General features: G+C 31.7%; 19 protein-coding genes and 1 tRNA gene. All 20 read left to right on the top strand.

Annotated features, from left to right (window positions below; all coding sequences use genetic code 11):
- The first annotated feature begins 139 nt into the window (after positions 1 to 139).
- The 20 genes from ABMA45_RS05625 (at position 140) to ABMA45_RS05530 (ending at position 20627) form a co-directional block, all read left to right on the top strand.
- Entirely contained in the window at positions 140 to 1765 is a 1626-nt protein-coding gene (locus ABMA45_RS05625) for a glycosyltransferase family 2 protein (protein WP_022088907.1), read from the top strand.
- Between the two features lie 104 nt (positions 1766 to 1869).
- A complete protein-coding gene (locus ABMA45_RS05620) occupies positions 1870 to 3081 on the top strand; it encodes an mORN motif protein (RefSeq protein WP_022088906.1) in 1212 nt (403 codons plus the stop codon).
- Between the two features lie 2 nt (positions 3082 to 3083).
- The gene (locus ABMA45_RS05615; protein WP_022088905.1) at positions 3084 to 3818 is read left to right on the top strand and encodes a hypothetical protein; all 735 of its coding nucleotides are present in this window, start codon (positions 3084 to 3086) and stop codon (positions 3816 to 3818) included.
- Entirely contained in the window at positions 3796 to 5688 is a 1893-nt protein-coding gene (locus ABMA45_RS05610) for a DUF2142 domain-containing protein (RefSeq protein WP_022088904.1), read from the top strand. The genes ABMA45_RS05615 and ABMA45_RS05610 overlap by 23 nt, the downstream gene beginning before the upstream one ends.
- 56 nt (positions 5689 to 5744) lie before the next feature.
- Positions 5745 to 6716, top strand: coding sequence for a glycosyltransferase family 2 protein (locus ABMA45_RS05605; protein ID WP_022088903.1), 972 nt, complete (start codon positions 5745 to 5747; stop codon positions 6714 to 6716).
- A gap of 157 nt (positions 6717 to 6873) precedes the next feature.
- Complete coding sequence (locus ABMA45_RS05600) at positions 6874 to 7656, top strand: glycosyltransferase family 2 protein (RefSeq protein WP_022088902.1); 783 nt, start codon at positions 6874 to 6876, stop codon at positions 7654 to 7656.
- 84 nt (positions 7657 to 7740) lie between these two features.
- Positions 7741 to 8238 (top strand): SseB family protein, encoded by a 498-nt coding sequence (locus ABMA45_RS05595; RefSeq protein ID WP_022088901.1) that lies wholly within the window; start codon positions 7741 to 7743, stop codon positions 8236 to 8238.
- A gap of 171 nt (positions 8239 to 8409) precedes the next feature.
- The gene (locus tag ABMA45_RS05590) at positions 8410 to 8703 is read left to right on the top strand and encodes a hypothetical protein (protein ID WP_022088900.1); all 294 of its coding nucleotides are present in this window, start codon (positions 8410 to 8412) and stop codon (positions 8701 to 8703) included.
- A 130-nt stretch (positions 8704 to 8833) separates the two neighbouring features.
- Positions 8834 to 9382 carry a stage V sporulation protein T gene (gene spoVT / locus ABMA45_RS05585; protein ID WP_022088899.1) on the top strand — a complete coding sequence of 183 codons (549 nt, stop codon included), beginning with the start codon at positions 8834 to 8836 and terminating at the stop codon, positions 9380 to 9382.
- 265 nt (positions 9383 to 9647) lie between these two features.
- The gene (locus ABMA45_RS05580; protein ID WP_022088898.1) at positions 9648 to 9920 is read left to right on the top strand and encodes an HU family DNA-binding protein; all 273 of its coding nucleotides are present in this window, start codon (positions 9648 to 9650) and stop codon (positions 9918 to 9920) included.
- Between the two features lie 234 nt (positions 9921 to 10154).
- Positions 10155 to 10397, top strand: a complete 243-nt coding sequence (locus ABMA45_RS05575) for an RNA-binding S4 domain-containing protein (protein WP_022088897.1) — start codon at positions 10155 to 10157, stop codon at positions 10395 to 10397.
- 209 nt (positions 10398 to 10606) lie between these two features.
- Positions 10607 to 10891 (top strand): sporulation protein YabP, encoded by a 285-nt coding sequence (gene yabP, locus ABMA45_RS05570; protein ID WP_243003062.1) that lies wholly within the window; start codon positions 10607 to 10609, stop codon positions 10889 to 10891.
- Entirely contained in the window at positions 10888 to 11355 is a 468-nt protein-coding gene (yabQ, locus tag ABMA45_RS05565; RefSeq protein ID WP_022088895.1) for a spore cortex biosynthesis protein YabQ, read from the top strand. The genes yabP and yabQ overlap by 4 nt, the downstream gene beginning before the upstream one ends.
- The gene (locus ABMA45_RS05560; RefSeq protein ID WP_118565698.1) at positions 11292 to 11690 is read left to right on the top strand and encodes an FtsB family cell division protein; all 399 of its coding nucleotides are present in this window, start codon (positions 11292 to 11294) and stop codon (positions 11688 to 11690) included. The genes yabQ and ABMA45_RS05560 overlap by 64 nt, the downstream gene beginning before the upstream one ends.
- A gap of 490 nt (positions 11691 to 12180) precedes the next feature.
- Positions 12181 to 13884: a SpoIIE family protein phosphatase gene (locus ABMA45_RS05555; protein ID WP_022088893.1), complete on the top strand. Its 1704-nt coding sequence runs from the start codon at positions 12181 to 12183 to the stop codon at positions 13882 to 13884.
- Between the two features lie 62 nt (positions 13885 to 13946).
- The gene (tilS, locus tag ABMA45_RS05550; RefSeq protein WP_022088892.1) at positions 13947 to 15392 is read left to right on the top strand and encodes a tRNA lysidine(34) synthetase TilS; all 1446 of its coding nucleotides are present in this window, start codon (positions 13947 to 13949) and stop codon (positions 15390 to 15392) included.
- A 20-nt stretch (positions 15393 to 15412) separates the two neighbouring features.
- Positions 15413 to 15934 (top strand): hypoxanthine phosphoribosyltransferase, encoded by a 522-nt coding sequence (gene hpt, locus ABMA45_RS05545; RefSeq protein ID WP_022088891.1) that lies wholly within the window; start codon positions 15413 to 15415, stop codon positions 15932 to 15934.
- Positions 15935 to 16029: 95 nt separating this feature from the next.
- Positions 16030 to 17838, top strand: coding sequence for an ATP-dependent zinc metalloprotease FtsH (gene ftsH, locus ABMA45_RS05540; protein ID WP_022088890.1), 1809 nt, complete (start codon positions 16030 to 16032; stop codon positions 17836 to 17838).
- Between the two features lie 459 nt (positions 17839 to 18297).
- A complete protein-coding gene (locus ABMA45_RS05535; protein WP_022088889.1) occupies positions 18298 to 20322 on the top strand; it encodes a glycoside hydrolase family 13 protein in 2025 nt (674 codons plus the stop codon).
- Between the two features lie 223 nt (positions 20323 to 20545).
- Positions 20546 to 20627, top strand: a tRNA-Tyr gene (locus ABMA45_RS05530).

Here is a 20627-nt window from a genome sequence, read left to right as displayed (position 1 = left end):
GGCATATATTTTAATAAAGTTGTTATTTTTTCCATATTAGTGTATGATTAATCAGTTGTCGATTGAATAGGAATGCCCAAGAAACTTTGGCAGGATAACTAACAGATGAATGTCTGTGAAATGAAAGGAAGAATTGGAAATGAATTTGAAGAATGGTATTGATCTCTTTAAACAGTACGGTTTACACGATTTCACTCTTAGATTTATGGAGTGGTTTGATACGAAGAAAAGAGACAGATATTATCAAAATAATATAGAAAAATTTTTACCTGGAGAAGATGAGTTAAATGAACAAAGAAAAGTGAAGTTTGAATATGCACCGTTAGTAAGTATTGTAGTGCCTGCATATGAGACTGCACCTGTTTTTCTCAGACAGCTTGTTGACAGTGTATTAGAACAGACATATTCAAATCTTGAATTATGTATCGCAGACGGAAGTAACACAACAATTGTTAAAGATACATTAAATGAATATAAAGATGAGAGAATCAGCTATATAAAATTAAGTAAGAATGATGGAATTTCAAATAATACAAATGAAGGATTTGATAATGCTAAGGGAGAATATATAGCATTGTTAGACCATGATGATTTGCTTACACCAAATGCATTATATGAAATGGTTAAGGAACTTAATGCACATGATAAAATTCCTGATATGGTTTATTCAGATGAAGATAAAATCGTAGCAGATACAGGAAAGCTAATTAATCCGGCATTTAAACCGGATTTAAACGAAGAATTTTTAAGACATACAAATTATATCTGCCACTTTTTAATGTTTTCAAGAGAATTGTTAGATAAAGTCGGTGGATTAAATCAGGAATTTGATGGGGCTCAGGATTTTGAATTCGTATTAAGATGTAACGGTGCAGGAGCTGACATAAAGCATGTACCAAAAATTTTATATCATTGGAGAATTCATCCTGATTCAACAGCAGCAAATCCAAACAGTAAATTATATGCTTTTGAAAATGGAAATAAAGCAATTAAAAAATATTTGACAGAAATCGGAGAAGACGGAACTCCGGCGCTTACTAAAGATTTAGGATTTTATAAAATTGATTATGATTTAAAAGGTGATTATAGCGTAACTGTTTTAGCTAATGATGAAAAACAGATTAATGAAATGAAGAAAAAACAGAGAGAAATGTCAAATCTTCATATTGAATATAAAGTTGTAAAAGGTCAGCTTTCAAAAGAAATGGAAGCAGTTAAGACTGAATACGTTGTGGTCGCAGATAATGATGCTATTCCTATGACAGACAATTGGGTAGAAGAATTACTTAAATACTGTCAGTGGAAACATGTTGGAATAACAGGTGTAAAATGCCTTAATAAAAATAAGAAAATTGAAAGCTGTGGACTTAATTATGACAGTAATGCAACTGTATCAAGTCTGTTTTATCATTTGCCTTCAATTTTTAGAGGATATTGTCATAGAGCAGACGGACCTCAGAATGTTATGGGTGTGTCTTTAAAATTGGTAATGTTTAGAACTAACGTAATTAAAGAAGTTGGTGGAATAAATGAAAAATTTAGTTTCCCATATAGAGATTTAGATGTTTGCTTTAAAATAGATGAAGCAGGTTATGATGTTATTTTAAATACTGATGTTCATGTAAAATTAGCAGACAATCTTAACTATAATGATGAAAAATCTCAGAAAGAGTTCAAAAAGGTCTGGAAAGATAAATTAAAGAAAGAAAACAAATATTACAATGCTAATTTAGTACAAAGTAATGGAAAGTTTATGTTTAAGTAGATTATAAAGTGGAAACAAAATGAGCAAAGTTCATTTTGATAAAAGTTTCTGATGAATGGCCACTGACCAAATAGATGGTGCAATACAGATTATAGGAGGAAAATATGAGTAAGCATAAGTTGCTTGTTGCAATATTTGCAGTGGGAATGACAGCTGCTGTTTTTGCAGGATGCTCAAATGAAAAAAACACTTCTAACGGAACTATTACAAGTGGAATAACGCTTTTTGGTAACAAGTATACAGGGAGTTATACAGGGAAACTTAATAATGGAAATCCTGAAGGAAAGGGCGTAATTGAAGTAGACGGTGATATAGTTTCTAAGGTTGAAGGAACGTGGAAAGATGGAAGCCTTGATGGAAAATGTACGATTACATATAGTGATGGTAGCATAGAAGAAGGCGACATGGTTGAGAATCGATTTGACGGAGAAATTACAAAAACATTTGCTGATGGAACATATAATGTTATGAATTATAATTCAGGGATTCCAAATGGTGCCATTAAGTATTATGACAGTAAGGGAACGTTAACTGATTATGATTGGAATTATGAACAGGTTCCAATTAAAAAACTAATTTCGCAGGTAAAGGACGTAAAATACTCACAATTAATATATTATCCTGATAATTATGTTGGAAAAATGATAAAAGCTACAGGTACGGTGGAGTCTGTTTATGAAGCTAAAATAAATGCATATATAACAATTAAGGATTCTGATGGAAAAATTTATGTTTGCAAATGCAAAAACATGAAAGTATTTAATGGCAGACAGTCTATTTCACAGACATATAAAGTCGGAGATAAAGTTCAGGTTTATGGATATTTATTAAAAACTGATATGTATACACATTTTAATGACGATAAGAGTACAAAGTATAATCAGTACACAGGTACATTGCCATATGTAGAAGTTGTTTACAGTTACGACGTAAATGCAGGAGAATTTAATCCGTTAAATCCTTCATATACATATGAAGATGTTGCAAAGAATCCATATGGCTATGCTGGAATGAAAGCAAAAGTCAATGGAAAAGTTAATTATATAGAACTTAACAATAAGAAAAATACGGCTACTATAAAGTTAGAAGTTGGGGACAAACAGTTTTATTATGTTAATTTTAAATATAACAAAAAGACAAAAGTGCTTCCAGCTATAAATGATGAAATTACAATTGAAGGTAAATATTACGGCATTTACAAAGAAGAATATATTAAAAACGTAGATGATATTGGACTGGTAGATGACGATGATATTGAGTATAGATATGAGGTATATCCTTATATTAATGCTAAAAATGTTATAGAGAATAAATAATAATGGGTAAAAGTATGCTTAATAAATATAATAAAAATCTTAGTATTATAATTTTAGGGATTGCATTGGTTGTCTACATTTTATTTATGGCTGTTACCGGAAGGGTTTTTGATGTAGGCAAATCTACAATAGCGGCAAATACAAACGAAGATACAGAGTATACGGTTGGACGTATTTCTAATGACAGGGAATATTCCATAGTTGTAGACAAGAAGGTTAGCAACCTTAAAAGCATTTCTCTTAAGATAAAAGATTTAAGAGAAAAATATACGCAGGAAAAAAGAAACAATGGAATTATTTCCATAAAGTTTTATGATAATGAATCAGGAAAAGTTCTAGGCGAAAAAGAGTTAGAAGTTCAGGATATTATGTTAACATCATATTATGCTGAAGAATCTTCAGACAGCTCAGTTGTATATTCAAACATAGAATGTCACGATTTAAAAATTAGTGCTGATTCGTTAAAAATTGTTGTGAAAGGCAAAAATATTCCACAGGACAGTGAACTTGTTATTTATGGTAACAGACAGGATAAAATTGAAAATTTAGCATCATATGATGATGATATGCAGATAAGTGGAAATATTTTATGTATTGTAGTTGAAGGAAGAAAGAAAATTTCTACAGATTTTTTGTGGGGATTAGTATTGATTGCCTTTATAGGAATTACAGTTAATTTTCTTAAAATGAAAGCAAATGCCAATGGAGGGTCTAATGGTAAAAAGAATAACAAATAAAATACCGAAGCCTTTAGCGTATGCAATTGTATTATTTCTAATTGTTGTGTTAACGTTTGTAATCGAATTTTTTGGCTTTAATTTTAAGAGTATAAGATATGGACTTAAAGATACAACTTTTACTAATTTTACAGTTAAAAATAACTCAATTGAAGTTAAGTTAAAAAAGACTACTTACATAGGAAAGGTACAGATATATGGATTATCAGAAGAAAATAAAATAATCCATTACAGTTTTGAAGTTACTACTGTATCGTCTTATGGAAAAGAAAATAAAAAAGGATATAATGACATATTGTATCCTGAATTAAAAACAGGGGTGACTTCTGTAGGGGAATACGGAAACAAGATTAAAATTGATGTTCCTAAAGAATACGTGGACTGTATAAAAGCAGTTAAGATTAAAAATTCATTTACACCTAACAAATATAGAATGTGCTTTATATTTTCAGTACTTGTGATGCTTGCAATGATTATTTTATGTAAGGATATTCTTAGAAAAAGAATAGAGCTGTTCTTCGTTGTATCAGGTTTTTTAATCGGAGTATCATTAATTTATTCTACAGGCGCAACACCGTTTACATGGGATGAAGAAACACATTTTAAGGCCGTATATGAAAATGCCTACGGAGATTTAGTAGATAACACGAGTGCAGTTGTTAAGTATGAGGAAAAAGTAGGAATTCCTGCATATAACACTTTGGAGGAAAAAAATCTCGTAGACCAATACATGAATGCTAATGATAAAAAAGTAATTTCAAGAACAAATAAGGCGGTTGCAACAAATTATACTGCAGTAGCATATATACCTCAGATTCTTGGAGCAAAAATTGCAAGAGCACTACATTTAAGCTTTTCTAATATGCTGATGTTTATTAAATTTATGAATTTAATTGTATATCTTGTTGTTATGGCGATTGCAATAAAGATGACAAAAGTATGTAAATATGCACTTGTTTGTATAGCATTAATGCCTACAAGTATTTTACAGGCAAGTTCTATAACATATGATGGCTTTGTTTTATGCTTTGTTTCACTTGGAGTTGTATTGCTGATAAATGAAATTATTAGTGATGAAGAAAAGATAAATACAAAGTTATTAGTAGCCGGAATGGTTGCAATTACAGTGGGAAGTTTATCTAAGATGGTTTATGCACCATTAGTTATGCTTGCACTATTTATTCCTAATAGAAAATTCTCAAGTAAAAAGAGTGTAATCTGGTTTAAACTTGGAATATTGGCTGTATGTGGATGGATGCTTACAACATTTGTGTTGCCAACAATAGCAAGTATGATTTCACCGGATGTTACGGCAACTGTGGATATCAGAGGTGGAGATACAAACTCAGGAAGTCAGATTGGAAACATTATTGGACAGCCATTTAATTATGCAAAAGAATTGTTATCAAGTATATTTAGTTTTGAAAACTTTGGTATTTCAGCTGAGACAAGAGACCCATATACAATTGGTAATTTAATGCTTATGAATTATGGCGGAACAGTTGTAGGACCGGATAAATTTGCTTATGTAATAATGGCACTTATTATGCTTTTGATTTGCAAAAATAAAGAAGAAAAGTCTCTTAATGTAAAAACAAAATTAGGTGTTTGGGGACTTATCTTTATTATTGTTGTATTGATTTGGACAGCGATGTATCTTGCATTTACACCTGTAGGACAGACGGCTATAGTAGGGGTACAGGCCAGATATTATCTTCCGATATTGTGGCTGGCTATAGTGGCTGCATATAATGGAAAATTAAGCATTAATATGACAAAAACAGGCTACGCCCGATTGCTTACGGGAATTATGACATTTATAACTGCATATGGACTTTTGACGGTATTAATCGTTCAAAAGCTGGCATAGAAGGAAAGGCTTTTACAAAATCTGATTTTGTAAAGCCTTTTTGAGAGGTTTGGGAAATGGATAAAAAAGTATCAATTGTAATACCTGCATATAACAGTGAAAAATATATAAAGGATTGTATTTTGTCACTACAAAGGCAGACATATAAAAATATAGAAATTATAGTTGTTAATGATGGTTCGAAGGATTCAACATTAGAAATATTAAATGAACTTGCAAAAGAATATAATAATTTAATTGTTCTTACACAGGAAAATCATGGGATAGCTTATACAAGAAACAGAGGAATTGAATTTGCCACAGGTGAATATCTGATGTTTATGGATAATGATGATTCCATGAAAGAAGACTGTATAGAAATGCTGTTAAGCAGAATTTTGGAAACTGATGCTGATATGGTAATTGGTGGATACAGACGAATTACTCCTGAAGGAAAAGTTTTAGAGGAAATGATACTCACAAAAGATGAATGGGCAAAGTTTAGAATGATAAGTCCTTGGGGACGTATTATGAAAACGCAATTTGTCAGAGAACATAATCTTAAATTTGGCGATTATAAAATGGGAGAGGATTCATATTTTAATGTTACAGCTTACGGCGAAAGTGACAAAATCATAACAACAGATTATGTGGGTTATAATTGGATTTACAGAGATGAGTCGGTTTCAAATACAACTCAGAAAAAAGTGACAAATTCTCCAATTCCTTTTCTTGAAGGGTTAATAGAGAGAAATAAAAATCAAAAATATATGAAACCTAAAATGTTTGAGTATTTTGTTATAAAATATGTTATCTGGAATTTGACCTTTATATGTAAACAGAGTACTAAAAAAGAAATGTCAAAAGCGTATACAGAATATTTTAACTGGTTATCCGGGAAGATTCCTGATTATAAGAAAAATCCTTATGTGGGACTTGGAAAGCCTAAAGGTGAAACAGTTTTAATAAGACTAATTGTAACTATATTTTGCAAAATGCCAAAGAGCATAGTAATATGTATAATGATGCTATATAAAAAGATTGTATAAATAGAGAGCAACAGAATTAAAAAAATGGGAACAAACAATGTTAAAGTTTAGTAATCATGAATAATAAGCAATGATATAGTTTGGTAAACCAAAATAATAAACAATAGCAGAGCAAAAAAACTTAGTAAATAACAACAGAGTTTTTAGGAGAAGAAAGATGAAACATTCATTTGTAATATGTGCATACAAAGAAAGTCCTTTTTTAGAGGAATGCATACAGTCATTAGAAAAACAGACAGTAAAAAGTACAATTAAAATGGTTACTTCAACACCTAATGAGTATATTGCTGATATGGCAAAAAAACACAATATAGAACTGATAGTAAACGAAGGTCAGGGAGGAATTGTCCAAGACTGGAATTTCGGATATAAACAGATCGATACTCCTTATGTGACAATTGCACATCAGGATGATGTATATTTTCCAGAGTATACAGAAACTCTATTAAAGGAATTTGAAAGAAGCAAACATCCTTTGATTTTCTTTACAGATTACTGGGAACTTAGAAATGGTGAATATGTTAAAGAAAACAAATTACTTAAAGTTAAAAGAATCATGCTTATACCATTAAAGACAAGATTGTTTTTTAACAGCAGATTTGTAAGAAGAAGAATATTATCATTTGGATCACCTATTTGTTGCCCTTCAGTAGGATATGTCAGAGCAAATTTGCCGAATCCTATTTTTGAAGTTGGATTTAGAAGCAATGAAGACTGGCAGGCATGGGAGAAACTTTCTAAACTTAAAGGAAGCTTTATTTATTGCAAAAAGCCATTAGTGGCGCATAGAATACATGAAGATTCAGAAACATCAGCCATTATTGCCGATAATAAAAGAAGCGATGAAGATGAAGTTATGTTTTCAAAATTCTGGCCTAAATTTATTGTTAAGATATTAGTAAAATTTTATGCTAAAGGTCAGGATTCTAACAATATGTAATTTATTAAAGAGTGGAAGGTTCAATGAAAACGTTAGTATATTGTTAGGATTTTAATTATGTGATTCATTGAGGTTATAATATAAATGAGTAAAAAGATAAAAAATAATTTGCCGGATGATTTGAATGGTTCACAGGATAATTTAGAAAATGTGAGAAAAGATTTAAATTCGGATAATATGAAAGATGAGGGCTTAAAGGATAATATTAAGATTGAAAATGCGATTGCAGCATTGCAGCAGGAAAGCACTCAGGAAATGTTAGCTCATACTTTAACAGTTATCCGAAGAAGAATGAAGGAAAAAGGCAGATTAATTATTGCGGTTGAGCCACCTAAAGCAGATGGGAATTTGAATATTCAGGCAATTAAGACAGATGATGGAAGAATGTGGTGGATGGCGTTTACAAGTTTTGATGAGGAAGTTAAAGGAAGCGGTAGTGTAATGTCTACTTTTATGAGTGACATTGACAGCTTATTTGTGACAGCCTTAAAAACAGATGGAATAAGTGGAATTATAATTAATCCGTGGAACAAAACAATAATGCTTGATAAGAGATTGATAAGTATTATTATTGGAAAATAATATGATGCCAGGTTCAAAAGGCTTAAGCCCACATAAGCTTGCTCATAAAGGAGTAGGATTATAGGAGTGTGCGGTATGAACAATCTGCAGTCATCAAAGTAAGGGACTTTTGACCACAACGTCATAATTTTAAAGAATTATAAATATAACAAAATTTAAGAGGTGATAATTATGTCAGAAATTAATAGTATTGATGTAGAAGAAGATCAGTTTGCGTATCGTTATGATACACAACTTTTGATTGACAGAAGAGATAAAGATTTAGATGAGGATGAGATATCAGAGTACATAACAGAACATTTTGAAGGTAACTGTCTTATCGCAGTAGGAGATGAAGATTTGATTAAAATTCATTTCCATACAAATGAGCCTTGGAAAGTTTTAGAATATTGTAACTCAATTGGAGAAATTTACGATATTGTAGTTGAAGATATGATTCGTCAGTCAGCAGGCTTACAGGGTTAGAGTAAAATTAAGAATATTATCTTAAGTTTTCCACATACTAACTCCATAACTTAAATTTAGCAAAATAGGATTTAATTACATTAAAGAAAAAATTAAATTCTTTAAAAGATTAGTTATGGAGGATAATAACATGAAAGCGACAGGTATCGTACGAAGAATCGATGAATTGGGGAGAGTTGTTGTTCCAAAGGAAATCAGAAGAACTTTAAGAATAAGGGAAGGCGATCCTTTAGAGATTTTTACAAATAGAGATGGTGAGGTCATTTTAAAAAAATATTCACCAATTGGAGAACTTGACAATTTTGCAAAACAATATGCGGAAGCGTTAGGGCAGACATCAGGCCAAATGATTATGATTTGCGACAGGGATCAGGTTGTTGCTGCATCAGGTGGAGCTAAAAAAGAAAACATAGGAAAGAAGATAAGTAAGGATGTAGAAAACTTAATAGATGAACGTGAAGTCTTTACAACTCATAATAGTTTAAAAAAGGGGATAGCTATCATTGAGGAAGGTGAAGAACCATCTATGGGTGAAGTAATATATCCGATTATCTGTGAAGGAGATGCAGTTGGTGCGGTTGCAATAATTGGAAAAGACATAAAGAATCCAATATCGGTAACTGAACAAAAGTTAGCGGCAGTTGCAGCAAATTTTTTAGGAAAGCAAATGGAGTCTTAAATTTAAACGGGTAAAAAATACAATTAAAATGACAAAATTTTGTGCTAAAAAAAATAAGTCGTAAAAGTTCGAAAAAAATAAAAAAAATGTTTTATGAAAAATGCACATAAAATTTGGCTGAAATCCCCTTAAAATAAGCAAATTACCTTGACAAAGTAAGGGTAAATGATGTATAAAATTTATTGAAGTACGCGAGGAAAACGTATATTACAGGAACACATGAAATTAAAGTAGTTTCTGAACTAATTTTTAGGAGGATATAAACATGAACAAGACAGAATTTATCGCAGCAGTAGCTGAAGAAGCAGGATTATCAAAGACAGACGCAGCAAAGGCTGTTAAGGCTTTTACAGACGTTGTAACAGAAGAAATGAAGAAGGGTGAAAAAGTACAGTTAATCGGATTTGGTAACTTTGAAGTTTCTAAGAGACCAGCTCGTGAAGGTATCAACCCTGCAACAAAGGAAAAGATCACAATTGCTGCAGCTAATGTACCTAAGTTCAAAGCAGGTAAGGCTTTAAAAGAAGCTCTTAACTAATTTAAAAGAGTAAATATATAAGTGATTTTAAGGGCTTTTGTTATCAAAAGCCCTTTATTTTATACTACTTTTTAATCAGGAAGTTTAGAAATAAATTATAAAATAATTAAATTTACAATAAAATATAAGATTTGTAATTAATAATGTAATTGTGCAAAACAGAAAAGATATCCGGTTAATGAATATAATAGCAGAAAAAAGGATATCTAATTAACAACAAAATCAGGAGGAAACATGAGAATAGATAAATACTTAAAAGTATCAAGAATTATTAAAAGAAGAACAGTAGCTAATGAAGCTTGTGATGCAGGAAGAGTAATAGTAAATGGAAAACCTGTAAAAGCTTCTTACGATGTTAAGATTAACGATGTAATTGAAATTCAATTTGGACAGAGAACAGTTAAAGTTCAGGTATTAAACTTGAATGAAACCGTAAAAAAAGAAGAAGCTACAGAAATGTACAAAGATTTGACATAAATTTAAGATAGTATACAAATATAAATGTACTAATGCATCTAATAAAAGAGTGCCTAAATTAGCCCATACAGAAATTATTTGATAGAAATATAAACTTAGATGTTTGGGTCAAAAGCTCTAGCTTTGATACCTACGGATTGTTTTTTAGTTAGTATAAATAAAAAAAGAGTTTCATATATTTATGTAAGTATAGCTATGTGGGTGATTTAGTGGAGAATGATAATATTTCCAAAGCTCATAAACTTATGATGCTTAACAGGAAATCAATGGAGATTACAGGGGTCGAGGATGTTATTTCTTTTGATACAAAAGAGGTATTACTTGAAACGACAATGGGAATTCTGACTATTAAAGGTGAGGATTTAAAAGTAAATAGGTTAAGTATAGAAAAAGGGGAATTAGAGATTGAAGGAACTGTGGACAGCATGGAATATTCTGAAATCTCATCATATAAAAGAAAAAAAGAAAGCATGCTTAAAAGGATGTTTAAATGATTAAAGATGAACTTATTTTGCTTTTTACTTCACTGTATTGCGGAATAATATTTGCAATTGTATACGATGCTATAAGGATAATAAGAAATCTTATTAAACCACATTTTATTAGAGTGGTTATTGAAGATTTTATATATTGGATATGTGTAGCTTACATATTTTTTAGTATGTTGATTAAAAAAAATTACGGAAATTTAAGATGGTATCCTATATTTGGAATGCTTTTGGCAATGGCAGTTTATGAAATAATAGTAGGAAGAAAATTAGTGTTGAAAATTTCGAAAGTTTTGGAAAAGATAATTAGAACTTTATTAAAACCATTGAAAAAAGCATGGAAACGAATTAAACTAAGAAAGACGAAAATAGAAGAAAAGTTTGCAAAAGGAAATAAGGTGAGTAGATGTCGGAAAAAAGAAAACCACAGGAAAGCATGCAACGCAGACAGCAAAACGGACAACAGGTAAGAAAACCAAGGAAAAGCACTGCTACTTCCAGAGTGAGCAGAGTAAGTAAGAGTAAGAAAAAAAACGATAACAGAGGCATGATAGTTGGAATAAGCCTTGTAGTTATTATGTTATGTGCTATTTTACTTGTACAGACATTTAATGCATATGGAACGTTATCAGATTTAAAGAAACAGAAAAAAGAACTTACGCAGGAATATAATGACCAATTAGAATTATCAGATGAATTAAAAGAAAAAGAAGACTACGTTAAGACAGACGAATATATAGAAGAAATGGCAAGAAAGATGGGATTAGTGTATCCGGATGAAGTAATATTTAAGCCAGAAGACTAAAGCTATAGGAAATAAGTAAGAAAGCGATTTACGAAGTAAATTTTCCTAAATACAAAAGAAACCAATTTTAAAGATGTTTATATTAATATAATAAAAAATTAATTTTTAAAGAGATTTATTTTCTATATAATTAAAAAAGAAACTGATTTTAAAAGTACATGGAATTAATAGTTATAAGATAATTTAACTTTTTGCATTTACTTTAAAGGTCAGCTTCTTTTTTTTGCTCGTATTTGGACAGATTAAAAAGTCTTTTATTTACTTATGAGTAAGCTCATGTTTGTATAATATACTTGATGTTTATATGAATTTGGCTTTAACCCGCTTATGAACAAATTCATGTGAACTTAGACCTTTTGACCAAGGCGGTCTATAAAAGTTTAAAAGGAAAAAATGTCAAAAAGTCTAAGGAACATAAGGTTATGATTCGACAATTTTGGATATTGACATCCGATATACTGTTGTCAATAAAAAAATGGAGGATTGATTAATGACGCAAAAGGTATTGAAACCATTATTTTTACTTATGATATCCTGGGCAGTAACAGGAATTACATTTTTTGGCTGTAATCCGATAGCTTTGGCATGGTATAGTGCGGGAAACATATTGCCCGTATTTGGAGTAGTGATAGCACCGGTTATGGCAGGGGGAATATATTTTTATCAGGGATTTTTGCCAATGTGCAAGTATACAATGATAATTTTGATGACATATGTGTGTATTAATTTATATAAGAAATGGGCAAAGAATCCAAATCCGTTTATTTTGGCAGGAATTTCGGTTATGACAATGGTTGTTATGGAGGGAGCAGATTTTTATATGAATAATATGGCGTCGCTTCATTGGAGTACATTTAAAATGCTTACATATATTCCGATAATAATGCTTAACTGGTCAACAACCATAATATTTGCATATGGAATAAATAAATTTATGGTTCAGAAAAAATTATCGCCAATAGATGATGGTATGCAAAATGTAGATGCGGAGCAGGTGTTAAAAACGGCGAAAGCTTTTAAGGGAATAGCTTCTAAAATGCAGTATATAAACAGTGAGTATAATGAAAATTTTCAAAACGAATATTTGGAAAATCATATAAATGAGTGTGTGTGTAGCGGATGTGCGAATAGTGAAATACAGTATATGGAAAGGGCAAGGCTTAATTATTTGTGGTTTAGCAAAATGGTGGAAACGAGGGAAGCCATGGCATCACAATTCAATGAAGTAAGTAAAATCGTGGAAAAATTTTTGAGACCGGCAATTAGTGAAGATTTACTTACAGACAGAATGGCAGAAAAAATACAACGAAAATTCAGAGAGAAAAAAATATATGCAAAGAAAATAAGGGTGGTGAAAAATGAGAAAGAATATATAGAAGTAGAGTTTTACGCCAAAAAGAAGAAGAGGGCAAAAGCTACGGTTAGAATGATGACGGATATAATAAGTCGGGTGGTTGGCAAAAAGATGAGAATGGTAAACTTAGAATATGGAAATATACCATTAGAATATGGAAAATTTCAGTTATTAGAGGAGGTGAATTTTCACACATTACAGGGGAGTGCAAAAACAGTTAAAAGAAATGAACAGGTTTCAGGGGATAATTTTACGTATCTTGTGTTAGATAAAGGGCAGACATTTATGAGCATATGCGATGGTATGGGCTCAGGAAGTGTTGCAAATGAGTATAGTGGAATCATAATTGATTTGTTGGAACAGTTTATGGACAGTGGACTGAATGAAAATACAATATTAAGGCTTATTAATTCGGTTTTGCTGACAAAAAGCGGATGGGATATTTCTACTACGGTCGACATGGGAATGATTGATCTATATTCGGGAACATGTAGATTTTTGAAGTCAGGTGCTGCATGCACGTTTATAAAAAGAGGGAACTGGGTAGAATGTATAAAGTCAACATCTTTACCAATAGGAGTTTTAAATGAGGTGGATGTTGAGACTATAACTAAAAAATTGTATGACGGTGATTTTGTAATAATGATTTCAGATGGAATAGTGGAATCATTGCAGTGCGATGATAAAGAAAAGGAGATGGCAAATGTGATAATGGATATAGAGAGTAATAATCCAAAAGAAATGGCACTTATTATTATGAATGAGGCGATAAAACTGTCGGGTGGAGTGCCAAAAGATGATATGACGGTTCTTGTGACAGGAATATGGCGAAAGCATTAAAACAAGAGTATCACATAAATTATTGATTTAAGGTATTTTATGACAATCAAAGTAACAGACAGATGAAAATATTAAACGATTTAACCGGGTTGTTTGACTTTAGAATAAGCATACAGTATATTAAAAATATGATAAAGAAAGTATTGAATTTTATTAAAGAAAACAATATGCTGCAAAATGGAGACAGCGTCGTTCTGGGAGTATCCGGAGGCGCTGATTCCATTTGTATGCTATATGTACTAAAAGAAATAAGCAAATTTATTAATTTAAAACTTGTAGTGGTTCATGTACATCATCATATCAGAGGCAAAGAAGCAGATGGAGATATGGAATATGTTAGAAAAATTTGTGACAAAGAGCATATTCCGTATGAAATTTTTCACATAGATGCTAAAAAAGAGGCAATAGCCAGAGGAATGTCAGAGGAGGAGGCAGGAAGAGTCTGCAGATATGAATGTTTTGCAAAAGTGCAGGAGAAATATAATGCAAATAAAATATCGGTGGCACATAATTTGAATGATAATAGTGAAACTATTTTGTTTAACCTTTTTAGAGGAACCGGAATAAAAGGAATTTCGGGTATCCCTATGCAGCGTGATAACATTGTAAGGCCACTGCTTTGTGTATCAAGAAAAGAGATTGAAAAATATCTTGAAGAAAATCATATATCATATAGGACAGATAAAACAAATTTTGAAACAGAATATAGCAGAAATAAGCTTAGATTAGAATTGATTCCGTATATAAAAGAAAATATAAATAAAAAAGCTGAATATAATATTGTAAATGCCGGAAAAATGTTAGGAGAAATAGAAGATTATTTAGAGATTGAAACAAATAAGACATATGATGAATATGTAGACGAAAATGAAGAAGGAATATTCATCTCATTAAAGGCATTTGAAATTCATCCGGCTATAGCAAAAAGGATTGTCAGAAAAGGAATTGAGAAAAAAGCAGGAAAATTAAAAGATGTAACGGCGGCGCACGTTGAAAGTATTATAAATTTGGCAAAGCTTGAAGTGTCAAAGTCAGTTAATTTGCCTTATAATATCAAAGCAATAAAAAAGTATAAGGGAATTCTACTTTCGGATTTATCCGATATAAAAATTGAAAAAATTAAGGAGATTCCAATTATTGTAAATAATGAACTTATAAACGAGAATCCGTACAATGGAAAATTTAAAATTGACTTCGAAAACAACGGATTTTCAGTAGATGATATACAGGAATTACTGTATACTAAATGGATTGATTGTGATAAAATAGGTTCGTTAACCTTACGGAATCGTAAAGAGGGTGATTACCTTGTAGTAAATGATTTCGGAAGTAAAAAGAAACTGAAAGAATATTTTATCAATGAAAAAATTCCTAAAGAAGACAGAGATAAAGTATTACTATTGGCCGATGGAAATCATATAGTGTGGATAGTCGGATATAGAATGAGTAGTTACTATAAAGTCAACAGTAATACTAGAAACATAATTAAGATTGAATTTTATAATTAAAAAACAAAGGAGAGAAGAAAATGGCAAGTCATATCGAGGAAATGATTAGTGAAGAACAAATTGATAAAAGAGTTAGAGAGATTGCAAAGCAGATTAGCGAAGATTATAAGGGAAAATCTGTTCGTCTCATCTGTATCCTAAAAGGAAGCGTTTTTTATACATGCGAATTAGCAAAGAGAATATCAATACCGGTAACTCTTGATTTTATGAGTGTATCAAGTTATGGCTCAGGTACTGTAAGTACAGGTGATATTAAAATCAAAAAAGATTTGGATCATGACATAGAAGGATTAAATGTAATTGTTGTTGAAGATATCATTGATTCAGGCAATACATTAAACAAGTTAATACCGTTGTTAAAAGAAAGAAAGCCTGCAAGCATTGCAGTAACAACACTTCTTGATAAACCATCAAGAAGAGAAGTAGATGTTCATGTTGATTATACAGGGTTTGAAATAGAAGATAAATTTGTAGTAGGCTATGGGCTTGACTACGACCAGAAGTACAGAGACTTACCTTTTGTAGGCGTTGTTGAAGAGTAATTTAATATTCAAAAAAAATTTGCCTCCGATTAAGATGACGGATGCGTGAAATTTTACTGACAGCGATACAAAATACTACCATAGGAGGTGAAAAATTGAAGAATAGTTCAAGAGGATTTAGAATTTACTTTATAGTTATAGCATTAATGATTGTAGGTATGTATGCATTTTCAATATTTTCAACGAAAGACAGTGATTATAAATATAATGATTTTATTACTGATTTAAAGGCTGGAAATGTATCAGAAGTTACAATCAGACAAAATAATGAGGTACCATCAGGAAGTATTGTTGTTGTTTTATCAAAGGATAAATCAAGAAAAGTAGTATATGTAACAGATGTAAATAAAGTAATTAGTGATATAGATGAAATAGATACAGATGTTAAGCCTACAGTTACTGATGTTGCAGGTGATAATTCATTGATGATATCAATTATACAGGTGCTATTAATGGCAGGTGTTGTAATTGTTATTATTATGGTTATGAATGGTAGTGCCAATGCAGGCAATGCAAAAATGGCTAACTTTGGTAAGAGCCGCGCAAGACTTGTACTTGATGTTAAGAATATTAATTTCTCAAATGTCGCAGGTCTTATTGAAGAAAAAGAAGAACTTGAAGAAATTGTAGATTTCCTAAGGAATCCTAAAAAATATATAGATTTAGGAGCAAGAATTCCAAAGGGTGTTTTATTAGAAGGCCCTCCGGGAACAGGTAAGACATTATTAGCAAAAGCTGTTGCAGGTGAAGCTAAGGTGCCTTTCTTTACAATTTCAGGTTCTGATTTTGTGGAAATGTTTGTAGGCGTAGGTGCTTCCAGAGTAAGAGATTTATTTGCGGAAGCAAAGAAAAATGCACCATGTATTATATTTATCGATGAAATCGATGCTGTTGCCAGACGAAGGGGAACAGGAATGGGTGGTGGCCATGATGAACGTGAACAGACATTAAACCAGATGCTTGTAGAAATGGACGGATTTGGTGTTAATGAAGGTATCATTGTTATGGCAGCTACTAACAGAGTAGATATTCTTGATCCGGCTATTTTAAGACCGGGACGATTTGACAGAAAAGTATTAGTAGGAAGACCTGATGTTGTAGGCAGAAAGGGAATACTTGAAGTTCATGCAAAGAATAAGCCGTTAGGCGAGGATGTTGATTTGAAAAAAATCGCACAGATTACATCAGGATTTACAGGAGCTGATTTGGAAAACCTCTTAAATGAAGCGGCTATTATTGCAGCAAAATCTGACAGAGCATTTATTATTCAGGAAGATATTGATAAAGCACTTATTAAAGTTGGGGTTGGAAAAGAAAAGAAGAGTAAAATTATTTCTGACAAAGAGAAACGTATTACAGCTTATCACGAAGCAGGCCATGCAATTTTATTCCATGTATTGCCTGACGTAGGACCTGTTCATACGGTTTCAGTTATTCCAACAGGAGCAGGAGCAGCAGGTTATACAATGCCATTACCTGAAAAAGATGAAATGTTTGATACAAAAGGACATATGATTCAGGAAATAATGGTAAGCCTTGGTGGAAGAATTGCAGAAGAAATAATTCTTGATGATATTACAACAGGAGCATCTCAAGATATTAAACAGGCAACTGCAATGGCTAAGGCAATGGTTACAAAATATGGATTTTCTGACAGATTAGGTTTAATAAATTATGATAATGATTCTGAAGAAGTATTTATTGGACGTGATTTAGCACAGTCAAAAGGATATGCAGAACATACAGCATCAGTAATTGATGAAGAAGTAAAAAATATCATTGATACATGTTACAAAGATGCTAAAAAAATTATCGAAGATCATATGGAACAATTACAAAAATGTGCTCAAATGTTGATCGAAAAAGAGAAGATAAACCAACAGGAATTCGAAAGTATTTTTTAACAAAAGTAATAATGACTAATAAAAATGTTTTAAAAAACAAGAAATTGTGTAAAATACTAATAAAAAACAATAATAAACAATAATAAATTGTGCAAAAGATAAAAAGTGTTGTTATCGGTAACAAAACGCTTTACAACAGTTGATTTTATGCTATAATAATTATTGTAAAACCCCCCAATACATTATATAGTTTTTTTTGCTACACCCCAAAGAAAAAACGAATACCTTCTCCGAAAAGGACAGCAGTAGCAGCTGTCCTTTTTGTTTGTATAAAAATAAATAGCACCAATTTATGCAAATATGTAATATAATTTAGTGAGTAGGCTTGGAATAAGATATTGAATAATATATGAAATAATATATATATATGACAGTTACAAACAGATAGTTGAAAAGTAATGTTTATTTCCTGATTTTTTTTTAGGAAATTTTATATAGTTTTATATTTAGGAGAACAATATGAACCATAATAGAAATTCTATTTTTCATGACGGAACAGAACAGTTTTGCAGATACAATAAACAGACAGATAAATATAGCTTTATACTTCGCGTAGGCCATAGAATGGCAAATGAAGTATATATAATTATTGATAATGAAAGAATTCAAATGACATCATGTTATCAGGATGAAATATTTGAGTATTATACTGTAAGAATTCACCTTGAAAACAGATGTTATAGATATAGATTTGAGATAGATGGAAATGAAATCCTGTTTTACAATATAGCAGGAGCTGATACAAGCTACTCAGATGTTTATGACTTTTCAATAACACCCGGATTTAATACACCGGATTGGGCAAAAGGTGCAGTTATGTACCAGATATATGTAGAACGTTTTTGCAACGGAGATAAAACAAACGATGTTGAAACAAATGAATATGCGTATATTGGAAAAGGCGTAGAAAAAATTGAAGACTGGTATGAAAATCCGGCAGCAGACGATACCAGACAGTTTTATGGTGGTGATTTACAGGGAGTTATAGATAAGATGGATTATTTGGAAAAATTAGGCGTAAAGGCTATTTATTTTAATCCGTTGTTCGTATCTCCTTCAAACCATAAGTATGACACACAGGACTATGATTATATAGACCCTCATTTTGGAAAAATAGTTGTTGATGAGGGGGATGTATTAAAAGATGGAGAGACAGATAATTCAAAGGCAACAAAATACATTTCAAGAGTTACAAATAAGAAAAATCTTGAAGCAAGTAACGAATTGTTTATTGAATTAGTAGAAGAGGCTCATAAACGTGGAATTAAAGTGATTATTGACGGCGTATTTAACCATTGTGGCTCTTTTAACAAATGGATGGATTACGAGGAAATTTATAGAGAAGAGAATGGCTATGAGAAAGGTGCATATATTTCTCAGGACAGCCCATATAATTCTTTTTTTAAATTTAATGGCGGTCAGTGGCCTCACAATTCAACATATGAAGGATGGTGGGGATTTGATACTTTGCCAAAACTTAATTATGAAGATAGTGAAAAGTTGCAACAGTATATTTTAGACATTGCAAAAAAGTGGGTTTCACCTCCTTATAATGTTGATGGATGGAGATTAGATGTTGCAGCTGATTTGGGACATAGTGGTGAATTTAATCATGAATTCTGGCGTAAATTCCGAAAGGCAGTTAAGGAAGCAAATAAGGATGCAATTATTTTAGCAGAACATTATGGCGAAGCGGGAGAATGGCTAAAGGGCGACCAATGGGATACGGTAATGAATTATGATGCGTTCATGGATCCTGTAAGCTGGTTTTTAACAGGTGTTGATAAACATTCTGACAATGTAAAACCGGAACTTAAGGGAAATGCCCACAGCTTTAATGATGCAATGAAATATCATATGGCGCAATTCCAGAATCAGTCGTTATTAGTGGCAATGAATGAATTGTCAAATCATGATCATTCAAGATTTATGACAAGAACAAACGGTATGGCTGGAAGAATTGCAACTGCAGGAGCAGAAGCGGCAAATGAAAATGTAAAGAAAGCCATATTTAAACAGGGAGTCGTAATGCAGATGACTCTGCCGGGAGCACCAACATTGTATTATGGGGATGAAGCCGGCGTGTGTGGATGGACAGATCCGGACAACCGAAGAACATATCCTTGGGGCAAAGAAGATTTTGAATTAATCGAATTTTACAGAGATATGATTTTTATACACAATCATTGCGATGAATTGAAGAAAGGTTCTTACAAGCAATTAGACTGGGGCAACAATTATTTAAGTTATGGACGATTTGACGCATTAAATGGCACAGTAACAGCTATCAATACATCAGACCATGAAATCAATGTGAAAATTCCTGTTTGGCAGTTAAACATTCCAAATGGAAACGTAATGGAACGATTAATGGAAACATCTGAGGAATTGTATAATGTGGGTCGAATTCCGGTAATGGTAGAAAATGGTAATATAGCAGTTACCATTCCTGCATGTAGCGCGGTAGTTTATAGAACAAAATAGATGTGTGTAATAACCCACAATATATAGATGAAAGTTTCACCATTGTTAAATTCCTATCTTAATGTATAAATAGCCAATTTCATAATATAGACAAGTATTTGACTTGGAAAAAAGGATGTCAATTATGTAGTATTTGATGGTGCCTATTTAGCTTGATTTAGTAGAAAAAATGGTTGCGTAAATAAAAAAAATATGGTATAAATATTTATTGTTGAAAACAAATGGGCAGATTCCCGAGTGGCCAAAGGGGACAGACTGTAAATCTGCTGGCAACGCCTTCGAAGGTTCGAATCCTTCTCTGCCCA

This window comes from Eubacterium sp. CAG:156, from assembly GCF_000434315.1.
Lineage (GTDB): Bacteria > Bacillota > Clostridia > Lachnospirales > Lachnospiraceae > Eubacterium_U > Eubacterium_U album.
This window is presented reverse-complemented; position numbering and strand designations above follow the sequence as displayed.